This is a genomic window from Agromyces sp. NPDC052230 (genome assembly GCF_040679595.1).
Classification (GTDB): domain Bacteria; phylum Actinomycetota; class Actinomycetes; order Actinomycetales; family Microbacteriaceae; genus Agromyces.
This window is the reverse complement of the sequence record NZ_JBFAVC010000005.1, coordinates 259,360-273,198: the sequence shown is the minus strand read 5'-3', so window position 1 is coordinate 273,198 and position 13,839 is coordinate 259,360. Positions and strand designations below refer to the sequence as shown.

Here is a 13,839-nt window from a genome sequence, read left to right as displayed (position 1 = left end):
CTATGCGCGACCGGTCAGAGCAGCACGAAACCGGACGCCAGGAACGTTCCTCCGATTGCGCGCACGCTGACTATCGCGACGGCGGCAAGGGCGATGTTGGATGCGCGGCGACGCGTTTGCGCGGGGACGACGTAGATCGCCGCGATCGCGATCACGCCCGTCGCAGCGAGCACGAGGCTCCACCCCAAGGCGGTCGACTCTCGTGCATCGGGTGCGCAGCTCGGGGGCGCAGGATCGATCGCCGGACAGATCTCCGGAGTCAGGGCCACGAGCGCGACAAGCACCAGGGCGCCGGCGGTGACTGCTGCCGTCGGCACCAATGCGCGGGTTCGAGAAACTGTCCTCGCCATGCCAATAATGTGGCAGCAGCTCGGCACACTGCGCCGAACCGATGCGGGATCGTGAACATGGCCTGCGAGTACGGGGGCCGCCAGCGACGCACGGACGATCCCTTACCGGGGTCGTACTCGTACTCATACTCGTCGACGCCGGAGTGGCGGATCAGATTCCACCCGCTCGCCCGCTCGCTCGGATGTCCGGTTGACTACTTCGGCACAGCAGCCACGCACTCGATCTCGACCCGAGCATCGAGCCGAAGGCCAGCGACCGCGACCGTCAGGTTGTCGAACACGCGCCGCGTCTGAGCGCCGACGTCACCCTCGATAAGGAGCCCGGTGGCGGGGTCGATCGGCGTCTGCCCGGAGAGGAATAGTGTCCCGTCTCCCGTGGCGGCATGGGAGTACGGGCCGATCGCAGCGGGAGCCGACGGGGCGTTCACGGTTGAGCGGGCATGAGCTCATCGTCTCAGGTTCGATATCTCAGTGATGGCCGGCCCGGCAGCGTACTTCCGCAAGTGAATCGATATCGGGGCGGCCTTGTCGGTCCCGAAATCGAGCGTCATCCAGATCCTGGGAATGGACTGGCTACCACGTTGAACACTGATGGCTGAGCTACCGCGGTCTGCTGGGCGCGGTTATCTATCGGTCTCCATTACGTGGATCTCGCGGATGAGCGATGCGATGCATGGCTAGCGCATGTCACAGATCGTCGGGCTGTGTTGTCTCATGTTCGAAGCCGGGTCGAGAAGAAACACCATCCCGCAGCAAAGGACGAGGACCGCATGCTCTGGAATTCCGCCCACCCACCCACTCAGACGGACCGCACCGTCGTTGTCACGGGCGCGACTGCCGGCATCGGCTACTTCGCCGCGGAGCAGCTCGCGGCGACGGGCGCCCACGTGGTGCCGCTCCGCATCGAAGCTCCGCATCGCTCAGCCAGCGGCCCACAGGTCCACACCCGGCGACACCGCCGACCGGGTCTGGCGGCAGCTCGAAGAACTCGCCGGCATCCAGATCCCGGGTCTAGCCACGCGAACGGGCGCGTGAGGCGCCCTGAGTTGTGGCGACGGCAGAGCGGCCGTTGAGTGAGCTGCGGAAGGACGGCATCCTCGTCAACGCCGCTCCCGACTACGTCGACACGGGGAGCAACAACCACAGCGGGCTCCTTACAGCCGCGCAGGACGCCACGGTCTTGGTGCGCCTGGCCACGCTCGGCGCGGACGGGCCGACCGCCGGATTCTTCAGCGAGAAGGGCCCGGTGCCCTGGTGATGGTGGCCCCCGCCCGCGGCAGCCGGACGGTGCAGACAGCCTCGTGGAGGTGTCACAGGATCGCGTCGCCGGCTTCTCACGTTCGACTGGATGCCCCGGGATGGCGCCCCCGAACGCCAGTCCGGTTTCAAGAAACAGAATCACTGACAACCTACAAAGGAGAATCCCTCATGGACCTGGCTCTGTGGATCGTTGCCGGACTGCTTGCCGCTGCCTACCTGTTCTCCGGTGGCGGCAAGCTGATCCTGACGAAGGAAAAGATGGCCAGCATGTCGCCGAGTGCGGGATGGGTCGAAGACTTCAGTGCCGGCAGCATCAAGGCCATCGGAGCCCTCGAGGTCCTGGCTGCGGCGGGTCTGATCCTGCCCGCCGCGTTCGACATTGCCCCGGGCCTGGTACCGCTGGCTGCCCTGGGTTTGGTGATGATCATGGTCGGCGCGATAATCACCCGCATCCGGCGTCACGAGTTCAAGTTCATGGTGGCGGACCTGGTCTATCTCACTCTGGCCGTCTTCGTGGCGTGGGGCCGCTTCGGACCCGAGGCATTCAGCGGCTGACCTGATACCTGGCGGGCCACCAACTGAGTGAAAACAGAGGAGCACATGCCCGGACGGACGTGGATGTTGACGGACGGCGGGTGCAGGCCAGGCATTGAGGCTATCCGTGCAACGTTCTGAGGACGGAGCGTGCCGTCCGGAATGAGTTGCAACGGCAGGAATCGCCTGGTAGGCGTCCGTCAGCGCACATCCGTAAGCCGGTGCTTGTGCGGGGACGCTATATGGCCGTCCGGTCTCGCCGCGGACGGTGCGATCATGCGACGTCGGGATGAGGAGCATGTGGGTCAGGTCGGTAACCCTGCGCGTCGCTGAGCGGTGACGAGATAATTCGGTTGGGTCGCGTCGTACGTGGACCCTGCGAGGCTGAGACCTGCGGCCGCGACATCGGCGAGGAGTTCCTCGTGGTGGAAGGGCCAGATCGGCAGCAGTTCGGTCGTCACCTGCAGTTGGTCACCTTCCTTGAGTGCTGCCACGGAGATCTGCAGGTGGTGTTCGGCGTCCCATGAAGGCGGCACCTGCCAGGAGTACACCACCACTGCCTTGCGGCCGGCGCGTTCCACGAGCCGGTCCCACACGTCCAGCCTGCTGCCAGCCGAGCGGATCTGCTCCCAGTTGCGGGAGGTCAGCGCCAGCACCCCACCCGTCGCCAACACGAATGCCATGCCGTCGAGTGCGGCGCGCCGGCCACTTCGTCCGACCGCGTGCGCGAGCGAGTTCCCGACGCACAACACAGCGTCGAACCGGTCCTGCCAGCCTTGATCGGGTAGCTGGTCCCAGCGGCATACCCGCGTCGACACCTCGACTCCGTGAGCGCGAGCCAGCGCCTGGGTCCGCTCGACCATCGCCGGGCTGGCATCGCACGCGGTGACCCGGAACCCGGCCTCAGCCAGCCCCACCGCCAGCAACCCGATCCCGCAGGCGCAGTCCAAGATCTCTGCCCCCGGGTCGAGCCCCGCCGTCACCATCTCGAACGCCTGCGCATTGCCCGACGGGGACGCCTTGGCATCCGGTACCAGCCACTCATACACCGACGCCAATGACCCGTAAGCAACCTCACCCACAGTGATCCCTCCCCACGCACATCGTGGCACGCCGCTTGCTGTCTTGTTTGCCTTCCTGGCCGTTCATCGTGGATCCTCAAACGGGTAAGCCCGTCCATTGTCACTGGGGCGGCGAAAAGCATCGCGCCACTAGATCGTCAGCCCCGCCTCGCACGTCACGCGAGAATGGCTCTGTGGTCAGCAACGACGAGTGGTGGGACATCGTAGACAACGAGGGTGCGCCGACAGGTGAGACATTTCGTAAGGGTGGACCTGGTTGGCCGTCGGGACGCTTTCACCTGATCGTCGCAGTCTGCGTACAGCGTGGAGATGAAGCCGTCTTGCTCACCCAGCGCGCTGCCGACAAAAAGGAGTTCCCGTACGCGTGCGGGAATTGACAATGGGCGCCGCCCGCGGCATCCGCGTTCCAAAATCCGCCGAGGATTCTTGTACGGCCGGATCGAGAAGCCGCTCCCCGCCCTTCGTAGCGTGAGTTCACGAGCTGTTCGGCTCGAACGCCCACGAACCCAGGGGAAACGATGACCGTCGCCCAGACTCCCACCCGCCGTACCGCCGTGCGCAGCTCCGCGCGCGACCTCGCGCAGATCGCCGTCTTCGCCGCGCTCATCGCGGCACTCACGCTGCCCGGCGCGATCCCGATCGGCATCGGCGTGCCGATCACGCTGCAGACGCTCGGCGTCATGCTCGCCGGCGCCGTGCTCGGCGCACGCAAGGGCGCGCTCGCGGTCACCGTGTACGTGGGGCTCGGCCTCGCCGGCCTGCCGATCCTCTCGGGCGGCACGGGCGGACTCGGCGTGCTCGTCGGGCCGACCGGCGGCTACCTCCTCGGCTTCATCCTCGGCGCCCTCGTGATCGGCTGGCTCGCCGAGCGGCTCACGCCGCGCCTGCGGTTCTGGACGCTGCTCATCGCCACGATCGCTGGCGGCATCCTCGCGGTCTACCTGGTCGGCATCCCGTGGCTCGCCGCCGCGACCGGCATGCCCATCGGGGCGGCGATCGCCGCCGGCAGCCTCCCCTTCCTCATCGGCGACGTCGTCAAGGCGATCGTCGCGGCACTCGTCGCCGCCGGCGTCCACCGCGCCTGGCCCGGACTCATCGCCCGGAAGTCGTGGCCGTGGCGCCGACAGGGCGGCCCCTCGGCCGAGACGGTTCCGGCCGACGCCTGATGAGCGAGATCGTCTTCGAGCACGTCACGCATCGCTACGACGGCGATGACGTGCTCGTCGACGTCTCACTACGGCTCACCGAGCAACGCATCGGCGTGATCGGGGCGAACGGCTCGGGCAAGTCGACACTGGCGCGACTCGTGAATGGGCTGGTCACACCGACGTCGGGCCGGGTGCTCGTCGACGGGCTCGACGTCGCGCGCCAGGGTCGCGAGGTGCGCCGTCGGGTCGGATTCGTCTTCACGAACCCCGACAATCAGATCGTGATGCCCACGGTGCGAGAAGACGTCGCGTTCTCGCTCCGCCGGCTCCGGCTCGATGCAGCGGATGCCGCGGCGCGCGTCGATCGCGCACTCGACCGGTTCGGACTCGCCGAACTCGCCGACCGTCCGGCACATCGACTCTCGGGCGGGCAGAAGCAGCTGCTCGCGCTCTCAGCGGTGCTGGTGGCGGAGCCCGCGATCGTCGTCGCCGACGAGCCCACGACGCTGCTCGACGCTCGCAACGCCGAGCTCGTCGAGCGGCACTTCGCCGAGCTCGGGCAGCAGCTCGTGCTCGTCACGCATCGGCTCGAGTCCGTCGAATCGTTCGACCGCGTGCTGGTGGTCGAGGGCGGCCGCATCGTCGCCGACGGCTCGCCCTCCGAGGCGCTCGACGCGTATCGGGGCCTCATCCGATGATCGGGTTCTACCGGCCCGGCACCTCGGCGCTGCACCGGTTCAGAGCCGGGGCCAAGCTCGTGGGACTCGCGGCATCCGTCGTCGTCATCGCCCTGCTCCCCGAGTGGTGGATGTTGCTGATCGCCCTCGTGCTCGCACTGCTCGGATTCGCGGTGGCGGCGATTCCGCCACGCGACGTCGTGGCGCAGCTCGTGCCCGTGCTGTGGATCCTACTCGTCGCCGCGCCGCTGAACGCCCTGTTCTCGGGCTGGGAGACGGCACTCGAGATGTCGCTGCGCGTCACGGCATGCGTCGCGCTCGCGGCCCTCGTGACCCTCACCACGAGGGTGTCGGCGATCCTCGACGCGGTGCGCGCGGCGCTGCGTCCGTTCGATCGTCGGGTCGACCCCGAGCGGGTGGGAATCGTGCTGGCCATGACGATCCGCGCGGTGCCGCTCATGAGCGAGATCGTGCGTGCGGTGCTCGAGGCGCGACGGGCGCGGGGCGTCGAGGGATCGCTTCGCGCGGTCGCCGTGCCGGTCGTCGTGCGGTCGCTGCAGACGGCCGACGCGATGGGCGAGGCGCTCGTGGCCCGCGGCTTCGACGACTGAGCGGATGTCGCCGGGGACCGGCATACTGATCGATCGCCAGCCGACGACCGAACGAGGAGCACCGAACCCGATGATGGGCATCACCCACGCCACGAGCGGCGCCGCGGCATGGATCGCGATAACCGGCACCATGCCGATCATCACCCTCGGGGCGTACCCGCTCGACCCGGTCGGGGTGCTCGCAGGAACGGCCGTCTGCGCCGGTGCCGCACTCCTGCCCGACGCCGATCACCACAGCGCCACCATCGCACACTCGGTACCCGTGCTCGGCCGCCTTGCCACCGGCACCGTGGGGCTGCTTTCGGGCGGGCACCGGCAGGGCGCCCACTCCACCGTCGCCGTCGCGCTCGTGGCGGCCGGGGCCTGGGCGCTCACCCTGCTCACTCCGGTGATCGAACCGCTCGGCGCCGTCGCGATCGGCACGGGCGTCGGCACCGCCGCGCTGACCTGCTTCGGCCTGAAGGCGCGCGACTACGTCCGGTCGTGGACGGCTGCGTGGCTGCTCGGCGCGCTGGTCGGGGCCTTCATCGTGCTCTTCGCCCCCGAACAGCTCGCGTGGTTCCCGCTCGCGGTCACGCTCGGGTTCGTGGCGCACCTCGTCGGCGACTTCCTCACCACCGGCGGGCTCCCCGGCCTGTTCTGGCCCTGGGTGCCGCGCCCGCCCGAGTTCCTCCATCCGGTTCCGGTGCTCAATCGGCTCTGGCAGCCCAACGGCTACGTCGCCCTGCCGCTGCTCGGCGACACGGGCTCCTACCGCGAGGGGGTGCTCGGCGCCGCCCTCGGCCTGTACTGCTGCGCGGGCTTCGCGAACGAGAGCCTTCGCCTGGTCGGCGTGGACCTGTTCGCCGGCCTCTGACCCGCACAATGGAACGGTGACCAACTCGCCCCCGCCGCGCACGCCGCTCACGGAGCTCGCGGGGCTCGACGTCCGCGTCGAGCCCGTGGCATCCGCCGACGACACGGCGCTCGTGGCCGCGATCGCCGCGCTCGTGAACGGGGTGTACCAGGTGGCCGAGGCGGGGCTCTGGGTCGACGGAGCGCGCCGCACGAGCCGCGAGGAGATCGCCGAGCTCATCCGCCGTCAGGAGCTCGTGACGGCGCGAGCCGACGACGTGGTCGTGGGAGCGGTGCGCGTGCAGCGACTCGACGACGGGCCCGCCGAGTTCGGGATGCTCGCCACCCACCCCGGGCGTCGCGGACTCGGCGTCGGGCGCGCCCTCGTGTCGTTCGCCGAACGCTGGGCGGTCGAGAACGGATGCGCCGAGATGCAGCTGGAACTTCTCGTGCCGACGTCGTGGACGCACCCGTCGAAGGAGTTCCTCCGCGACTGGTACACGCGCATCGGCTACCGCGAAGTTCGAACCGGTCATCTCGCCGAGCTGTACCCCGAGCTCGCGCCGCTCCTCGCCACGACGTGCGACCTCGTGGTGTATCGCAAGGGACTCGGCGGACGCACGCTCCCCTGATCGGTGCAGCCGGCACGGGCCTGCGACTCAGTCGACTTGTGAGGCGACGGCCGCCGTCATGAGCTCCGCGGCCGAGGCGTCGTCGAGCCCCTCGCGCGACAGGCGACGCCACGTCCAGAAGTCCAGCGCGAGTCGGATGAACGCCCGACGGCCCGAGCTCGCGACGAACCCGGCCGCCAGCGTGTCGGCCAGCTGACTCGCCCGCGCATCCGCGGTGCGCTGCATGAGCGAGTCCAACGCGGGGATGGCGCCGCGATCCCGCTGGATCTTCTCGGCCATCGGCTCGGTCTCGCGATACCACGTGTAATAGCCGAGCAGTGCGGCGCGCAGTCGTTCGACCGGATCGTCGGCGGCGATGATCGCGTCGAAGTCAGGCAGCGGATGCAGCTCCATCCAGTGCGCCTGGCACGCGCCGAACAGCTCGGCGTCATCGGGGAAGTGGTTGTACACCGTGAGCCGCTGCACGCCCGATCGACGTGCGACTTCGGTGACCGTCGTCAGCGCCGGTCCGACTTCCTGGTGCAGCTCCATCGTCGCAGCGACGATGCGTGCGCGCGTCTCCTGCAGGGCTTCGGCGCGCGACTTCAGTTGGTATGTCCGCTTTTCGATTGACATGGTGTTCAACGATGTTAGCATCGACTATCGATATACGCAGTATTCATCGAAAGAAGGCATCATGCATACCGGCGAAGCGCGCGTACTCGGGTCCGACCAGGGCAGCGCAGGGCAACTCGGCTCGATCGGAGTACGTTTCATGATCGATTCCGCCGACTCCGGCGGTACGTTCTCGCTGGTGGAGCATCCGGTGCCTCCGCGAAAGCTGGCGGCTCCCCTTCACCGTCACTCCCGCGAAGACGAGTACACCTTCGTCCTCGAAGGCGAGGTCGGCGTCCTCCTCGGCGACGAGGTGGTGTTCGGCGGGCCCGGCGACCTGATCTTCAAGCCCCGCGCACAGTGGCACACGTTCTGGAATGCCGGCGCCACCCCGGCGCGGGTGTTGGAGATCATCTCCCCCGGCGGATTCGAGGGGTACTTCGAACAGCTCAGCGATTTGCTGGCGACGGCCGGGTCACCACCCGACCCGGTGAAGGTCGGCGCCATAGCCGATCGATTCGGACTCGAGCTCGATCCGACGAGCATCCCCCGGCTGACGGCGGAGCACGGCCTGACCTTCGGGAGGGATGCCGCGTAAGGAGCCGTTCGCGATCGGGCGTCGCCGGCGTGGGCGGTCCATGACAGGATCGCGGTGTGGCCGACCGACTGATGCTCCTCGACACCGCCTCGCTGTACTTCCGCGCGTTCTACGGTGTGCCCGACTCGATCAAGCGGCCCGACGGCACGCCCGTCAACGCCGTGCGGGGCCTGCTCGACATCATCGCGCGGCTCGTCGCCGACTTCGAGCCGACGCACCTCGTGGCCTGCTGGGACGATGACTGGCGGCCGCACTGGCGGGTCGAGCTCATCCCGAGCTACAAGGCGCACCGCGTCGCCGACGTCGTGCCAGGCGGGCCTGACGTCGAGGAAGTTCCCGACCCGCTCGTGGCGCAGATACCCATGATCCGGCAGGTGCTCGCAGCCCTCGACCTCACCGTGATCGGCGCACCCGACCACGAGGCCGACGACGTCATCGGCAGTCTCGCCGCGCAGGCCGACCTGCCGGTCGACGTCGTGACGGGCGACCGCGACCTCTTCCAGCTCGTCGACGACGCCCGCGACGTGCGGGTCATCTACACCGCGCGCGGCATGAGCAAGCTCGAGGTGCTCACCGATGTGAGCGTCGTGAGCCGTTACGGCGTGCTGCCCGCGCAGTATGCCGACTTCGCCGTGTTGCGTGGCGACACCTCCGACGGCCTCCCGGGCGTCGCCGGTATCGGCGAGAAGACCGCGGCGAGCCTCCTGCAGCAGTTCGTCGACCTCGACGGGCTGGTGGCCGCCGCAGCCGACCCGGCGGCGCCGATCTCGGCGAGCATGCGTGCGAAGATCACCTCTGCTGCCGCCTATCTCGAGGTCGCACCGACAGTCGTCGAAGTCGTGCGCGACCTCGAGCTCGGCGAGTTCGATGCCCGCATACGGCCGCTCGATGCCGCCCACCGTGCCGAGGTCGAGCGCCTCGCAACCGAATGGAACCTCGGCGGCTCGGCGCAGCGCGTGCTGCGCGCCCTCGGCAACGAGGTCGAGGCGGGCTGAGCGCAAGGGCGGAGTGTTTCACGCTGGTTACAAGAGCCGGTCAAACCCCGGCAATCCGCCCTCGCCACGCGTCCGAGGTGGAAGAATTCGGATCCATGTCGCACCTGACGATCATCGAGCAATCCCCCGATCCTGAGCAGGTCGAGGCACAGGCGCATGCTCGCCACTCGATCGCCGACCGCATCCGCTCGATGGGACAGAACCGGATCGCCGCGCTCCTCCTGCTCGTGGCAACCGCGGTCGCCGTCATCTGGGCGAACGCGGCGGCGGGCTCCTACGAGGCCTTCTGGGAGACCCACCTCACCGTCGGCATCGGCGAGATCCAGTTGGACTTCACGCTCCACGCCCTGGTCAATGACGCGCTCATGGCGATCTTCTTCTTCACGGTCGGACTCGAAGTGCGGAGGGAGTTCGCGATCGGCGAGCTCACGAGCTGGTCGCGCGCCGTGGTGCCGGTGGTGGCAGCGGTCGCCGGTCTCGCCGTTCCGGCGCTGCTGTTCGTCCTCATCGCGGCCGGCTCGGGATACGAGGCCGCCTGGGGCATCGTGATCTCGACCGACACGGCCTTCCTCGTCGGCGCACTCGCGCTCATCGGCCCTCGGGTGCCGGGGCGGCTGCGCGTGTTCCTCCTCGCGCTCGCCGTTGTCGACGACATCGGCGCGCTCAGCATCATCGCGCTCGTGTACACCGAGGACTTCAACCCGCTCCCGCTCCTCATCGCGGCCGTGGGCCTGGCCGGCGTCTACTTCACGCGCTACCTGCGTGGCGGGAGGGGCCCCGTCTACGCGACGCTCGCGATCATCGTGTGGCTCGCCTTCCTCGCCTCGGGGGTGCACCCAACGCTCGCGGGCGTCGCCATCGCCCTGCTGGTGCCCGTCTACCGCCCGAATCGCCGAGACGTCGAGCACGCGCTCGACCTCGCGCGCACCTTCCGGCAGTCGCCGAACACCGAGTACGCGCGCGCGGCCGCGAACAGCCTGCGCGAGTCGATCTCCATCAACGAGCGACTGCAGTCCGCATACGCGCCGTACGTCGCCTACGTGATCCTCCCCCTGTTCGCGCTTGCGAACGCCGGCGTGCAGCTCAGCCCCGACATTCTCGCCGCGGCCGCGGGCTCCCCCATCACCTGGGGTGTCATCGTCGGTCTGGTCGCGGGCAAGTTCATCGGCGTCTTCGGCTCCACTGCCGTGCTCCGGATGCTTCGGCTCGGCGAGTTCGGACCGGGCCTGACGCTCGACCGCATCGCGGGCGGCGCCGCCCTGTGCGGACTGGGCTTCACCATCTCGCTGTTCATCGTCGACCTCGCGATCGACGACCCCCTCGCGCAGAACGAGGCGCGGGTCGGCGTGCTGGCTGCATCCGTCATCGCGTTGCTTCTCGCCACGGTCGTCTTCCGTGTCTCGGATGCCGTCCGCCCCGACCAGGACACCGGGCAGACACTCTTGCGCCCGGTCGATCCTGCCCGTGACCATGTGTTCGGCGCCGCCGATGCGCCCTACACGATCGTCGAGTACGGCGACTTCCAGTGCGGCTTCTGCCTCAAGGCCTCGGGCTCGATCCAGGAGGTGCACAGCGAGCTGGGCGACCAGCTCCGGTACGTGTGGCGCCATGCGCCGCTCACGGCATACCACCCGAACGCCCTCGCCGGCGCGGAGGCCTCGGAAGCCGCCGCCCTGCAGGGGAAGTTCTTCGAGTTCGAACGGGGCCTCTTCGCCGACCAGGAGAACCAGCGCCCGTCGGACATCCTCCGACTCGCCGCGAACCTCGGCCTCGACGTCGAACGGTTCGAGAAGGACCTCACCTCCGCGGAGGTGGCGGCGCGCGTGCGCGACGACATGTTCGACGCCGAGGCCATGGGCATCACGGCGGTGCCGACCCTCTTCATCAACGGCCAGCGGCACGTCGGGCCGTACGACGCCCAGTCGCTGCTTCGCGCGCTCACGGAGTCCGCCGAGGCCGACGCCGCTCGATGACGCGCCCGAACGTGACGCGCCCGGCCCTGACGCAGCCCGAACCCGACGCACACCCCGGAGAATGAAGAAGCCCCGAACCTGGCGAGAGGTTCGGGGCCGCAGTGCACCCCCAGGGACTTGAACCCTGAACCCACTGATTAAGAGTCAGTTGCTCTGCCGATTGAGCTAGAGGTGCGTGGTTCCGGATGTCTCAGACAGCCCCGAACCGAAGAACCACGTTATCAGGCGAGAGGCGCCGAGCGCCAATCGAGCGGGCCCGGGCGCGCCGCGGCATCCGTCACCGCTTATTACGCCGTGTGGAAGGCCGGCGGGCCGAGGCCGAACCGCCGGATAGCCTGAAGGAGTGACTGTCGATCCGACCGAAGACCACACCCCGAGCCGCACCCCGAGCCGCACCCCGAGCCTCCCACCGGACCTCGCCGCCGACCTCGAGCTCGCCCTCGAACTCGCCGATCGCGCCGACGCCGTCTCGCTCGGCCGCTTCCGCGCCGTCGACCTCGACGTGCAGACGAAGCCCGACCGCACGCCCGTGACCGAGGCCGACCTCGCCGTCGAGCGCACCATCCGCGACCGGCTCTCCGAGGTGCGTCCGGGCGATGGCGTGCTCGGCGAGGAGTTCGGCACCGAGGGCGACTCGACCAGGCAATGGATCATCGACCCGATCGACGGCACTGCGAACTTCCTCCGTGGAATCCCGGTCTGGGGCACGCTCATCGCGCTCGCCATCGCCGGCGTGCCGGTCATCGGCGTCGCGTCCTCGCCGGCGATGGGCCGCCGTTGGTGGGCCGCCCGCGGCATGGGCGCGTGGACGGTGGAGTCGGCCGCCGAGGCGGGTGCGAGTGTCGACGCCGGCGCGGGTGCGGCATCCGCTCGCTTCCCGGGCGCCAGGCGCCTGCACGTCTCGGCCGTCGAGCGACTCCCGGATGCCTCGCTCAGCTTCCAGAGCCTCGCCCAGTGGCGGCAGGCGGGCTACCTCGACCGGCTGCTCGCGCTCGGCGACCGCGTGTGGCGCGACCGCGCCTACGGCGACCTGTGGTCGTACATGCTGCTCGCCGAAGGGCTCCTCGACATCACGGGCGAGTTCGACGTGAAGCCCTACGATCTCGCGGCGCTCGTGCCGATCGTCGAGGAGGCCGGGGGCCGGTTCACGTCGATCACCGGCGAGCCCGGGCCGTGGCACGGCAGCTCACTCGCCACGAACGGGCGCCTGCACGACGCGGTGCTCGCCGTACTGACCGAGAAGGACTGATCTTGGAACTCTGTATCTTCACCGAGCCGCAGCAGGGCGCGAGCTACGACGACCAGCTCGCGCAGGCCTCGGCCACCGAGCGCCTCGGCTTCGACGGCTGGTTCCGCTCCGACCATTTCCTGCGCATGGGCTCGGGCGACCCGCTTCCGGGTCCGACGGATGCCTGGACCACCCTCGCGGGTCTCGCGCGCGACACCAGCCGCATCCGGCTCGGCACGCTCGTGTCGTCGGCGACGTTCCGGCATCCGTCGATCCTCGCGATCCAGGTCGCGCAGGTCGATGCCATGTCGGGCGGCCGGGTGGAGCTCGGACTCGGGACCGGCTGGTTCGCCGAGGAGCACACGGCCTACGGCATCCCGTTCCCCGAGAAGCGATTCGGCATCCTCGAGGAACAGCTCGAGATCCTGGCGGGCCTCTGGTCGACGCCCGTCGGCGAGACGTTCGACTTCGCGGGCGAGCACTACACCCTCGAGGCCTCCCCCGCGCTGCCGAAGCCCGCGCAGGAGCGGATCCCCGTGATCATCGGCGGCTCCGGCCCACGCCGAACGCCCGCCGTTGCGGCGCGGTTCGCGACCGAGTTCAACATCGGCTTCCGCTCCGAAGAGGTCATTGCGAGGGCCTTCGAGGGCGTACGACGCGCCTGTGAAGACCAGGGGCGCGACCCGGCGACGCTCCGCCGTTCGGTCGCGTTGCCGACCGTTGTCGCGCGCGACGACACCGACTACCTGCGACGCCTCGAGGCCATCGGCGGCGACGTCGACACCTTCGCGGACGTGAACATCGCGGGAACTCCGGATGCCGCGGTCGACAAGCTCCTCCGCCTGCGCGAGCTGGGCGCAGACCGGGTCTACCTGCAACTGGTGGACCTGCGCGACCTCGAGCACCTGGAGTTCATCGCCGAAGCGGTGGCGCCGCACCTCCGCTAGGGGGTCGCGCCGAGACGACTTCGGGGTTATCTTGCTCGAAGAGGGGGGGCGGGGGCCCTCAGGGGGAAGAGTCGGCGATGCAACGCAGACGCAATCGGATGACGGACCAGCAACAACCGCTGGGTCCGGAGGACGACCCGTATCTCGCGTACCTGATCTGGCGCGAGGAGCGGGACGCGGCGGCCGCGCCGCCCGACCATGAGGAGCCGACCCTCACCGTACCCGCACCGCGCTCGTGGCTGCGCCATCTGGCCGTCTGGCGGCGACCCGATTCGGACGGTCCCGAGCGCTGAGCGTCGCGGCCGCGATCGGCTCGGCCCATGGGGACTCCATCCCATGGACGAGCATGGGTGGCCGCCGATAGGCTGACGCCGCC

General features: G+C 69.1%; 17 protein-coding genes and 1 tRNA gene. 13 read left to right on the top strand and 5 right to left on the bottom strand.

Annotated elements, in window-relative coordinates; genetic code table 11:
* Positions 1 to 14: 14 nt before the first annotated feature.
* Complete coding sequence (locus tag AB0K73_RS13220) at positions 15 to 350, bottom strand: hypothetical protein (protein WP_364775347.1); 336 nt, start codon at positions 348 to 350, stop codon at positions 15 to 17.
* A 194-nt stretch (positions 351 to 544) separates the two neighbouring features.
* Positions 545 to 778 carry a Rid family hydrolase gene (locus tag AB0K73_RS13215; protein WP_360513171.1) on the bottom strand — a complete coding sequence of 78 codons (234 nt, stop codon included), beginning with the start codon at positions 776 to 778 and terminating at the stop codon, positions 545 to 547.
* Between the two features lie 641 nt (positions 779 to 1,419).
* Here AB0K73_RS13215 and AB0K73_RS13210 point away from each other — a divergent pair.
* Together AB0K73_RS13210 and AB0K73_RS13205 are read left to right on the top strand one after the other, a co-directional pair.
* On the top strand, positions 1,420 to 1,608 hold the full coding sequence (locus tag AB0K73_RS13210) for a hypothetical protein (RefSeq protein ID WP_364775345.1): 189 nt from the start codon (positions 1,420 to 1,422) through the stop codon (positions 1,606 to 1,608).
* A 170-nt stretch (positions 1,609 to 1,778) separates the two neighbouring features.
* Entirely contained in the window at positions 1,779 to 2,165 is a 387-nt protein-coding gene (locus AB0K73_RS13205; RefSeq protein WP_360513175.1) for a DoxX family protein, read from the top strand.
* Between the two features lie 284 nt (positions 2,166 to 2,449).
* Here AB0K73_RS13205 and AB0K73_RS13200 read toward each other — a convergent pair whose 3' ends face one another.
* The gene (locus AB0K73_RS13200) at positions 2,450 to 3,193 is read right to left on the bottom strand and encodes a class I SAM-dependent methyltransferase (RefSeq protein WP_360513177.1); all 744 of its coding nucleotides are present in this window, start codon (positions 3,191 to 3,193) and stop codon (positions 2,450 to 2,452) included.
* Positions 3,194 to 3,744: 551 nt separating this feature from the next.
* Between AB0K73_RS13200 and AB0K73_RS13195 the strand changes: the two genes are divergently transcribed.
* From AB0K73_RS13195 to AB0K73_RS13175, 5 genes are all read left to right on the top strand, one after another.
* A complete protein-coding gene (locus AB0K73_RS13195; RefSeq protein WP_360513179.1) occupies positions 3,745 to 4,392 on the top strand; it encodes a biotin transporter BioY in 648 nt (215 codons plus the stop codon).
* Positions 4,392 to 5,072 carry an ABC transporter ATP-binding protein gene (locus AB0K73_RS13190; RefSeq protein ID WP_360513181.1) on the top strand — a complete coding sequence of 227 codons (681 nt, stop codon included), beginning with the start codon at positions 4,392 to 4,394 and terminating at the stop codon, positions 5,070 to 5,072. Before AB0K73_RS13195 ends, AB0K73_RS13190 begins: the two co-directional genes overlap by 1 nt.
* Positions 5,069 to 5,662: an energy-coupling factor transporter transmembrane protein EcfT gene (locus AB0K73_RS13185; protein WP_360513183.1), complete on the top strand. Its 594-nt coding sequence runs from the start codon at positions 5,069 to 5,071 to the stop codon at positions 5,660 to 5,662. The genes AB0K73_RS13190 and AB0K73_RS13185 overlap by 4 nt, the downstream gene beginning before the upstream one ends.
* Before the next feature lie 70 nt (positions 5,663 to 5,732).
* Entirely contained in the window at positions 5,733 to 6,518 is a 786-nt protein-coding gene (locus AB0K73_RS13180) for a metal-dependent hydrolase (protein ID WP_360513185.1), read from the top strand.
* 16 nt (positions 6,519 to 6,534) lie between these two features.
* Positions 6,535 to 7,128 carry a GNAT family N-acetyltransferase gene (locus AB0K73_RS13175; RefSeq protein WP_360513187.1) on the top strand — a complete coding sequence of 198 codons (594 nt, stop codon included), beginning with the start codon at positions 6,535 to 6,537 and terminating at the stop codon, positions 7,126 to 7,128.
* Positions 7,129 to 7,155: 27 nt separating this feature from the next.
* Here AB0K73_RS13175 and AB0K73_RS13170 read toward each other — a convergent pair whose 3' ends face one another.
* Positions 7,156 to 7,743 carry a TetR family transcriptional regulator gene (locus tag AB0K73_RS13170; protein WP_360513189.1) on the bottom strand — a complete coding sequence of 196 codons (588 nt, stop codon included), beginning with the start codon at positions 7,741 to 7,743 and terminating at the stop codon, positions 7,156 to 7,158.
* On the opposite strand from AB0K73_RS13170, the gene AB0K73_RS13165 reads away from it, so the two are divergent.
* The 3 genes from AB0K73_RS13165 to nhaA all read left to right on the top strand — a co-directional run bounded on the left by AB0K73_RS13165 (position 7,742) and on the right by nhaA (position 11,288).
* A complete protein-coding gene (locus AB0K73_RS13165; RefSeq protein WP_360513191.1) occupies positions 7,742 to 8,320 on the top strand; it encodes a cupin domain-containing protein in 579 nt (192 codons plus the stop codon). The two genes, AB0K73_RS13170 and AB0K73_RS13165, sit on opposite strands and share 2 nt — an antisense overlap.
* 56 nt (positions 8,321 to 8,376) lie before the next feature.
* Positions 8,377 to 9,315: a 5'-3' exonuclease gene (locus AB0K73_RS13160; RefSeq protein ID WP_360513193.1), complete on the top strand. Its 939-nt coding sequence runs from the start codon at positions 8,377 to 8,379 to the stop codon at positions 9,313 to 9,315.
* Between the two features lie 95 nt (positions 9,316 to 9,410).
* The gene (nhaA, locus tag AB0K73_RS13155) at positions 9,411 to 11,288 is read left to right on the top strand and encodes a Na+/H+ antiporter NhaA (protein ID WP_360513195.1); all 1,878 of its coding nucleotides are present in this window, start codon (positions 9,411 to 9,413) and stop codon (positions 11,286 to 11,288) included.
* A gap of 102 nt (positions 11,289 to 11,390) precedes the next feature.
* Here nhaA and AB0K73_RS13150 read toward each other — a convergent pair.
* Positions 11,391 to 11,463 (bottom strand) — tRNA-Lys (locus AB0K73_RS13150).
* 168 nt (positions 11,464 to 11,631) lie between these two features.
* Between AB0K73_RS13150 and AB0K73_RS13145 the strand changes: the two genes are divergently transcribed.
* From AB0K73_RS13145 to AB0K73_RS13135, 3 genes are all read left to right on the top strand, one after another.
* Complete coding sequence (locus AB0K73_RS13145) at positions 11,632 to 12,537, top strand: inositol monophosphatase family protein (RefSeq protein ID WP_360513197.1); 906 nt, start codon at positions 11,632 to 11,634, stop codon at positions 12,535 to 12,537.
* A 2-nt stretch (positions 12,538 to 12,539) separates the two neighbouring features.
* Complete coding sequence (locus AB0K73_RS13140; protein ID WP_360513199.1) at positions 12,540 to 13,463, top strand: LLM class F420-dependent oxidoreductase; 924 nt, start codon at positions 12,540 to 12,542, stop codon at positions 13,461 to 13,463.
* Positions 13,464 to 13,561: 98 nt separating this feature from the next.
* The gene (locus AB0K73_RS13135) at positions 13,562 to 13,756 is read left to right on the top strand and encodes a hypothetical protein (RefSeq protein WP_360513201.1); all 195 of its coding nucleotides are present in this window, start codon (positions 13,562 to 13,564) and stop codon (positions 13,754 to 13,756) included.
* Positions 13,757 to 13,839: the final 83 nt, after the last annotated feature.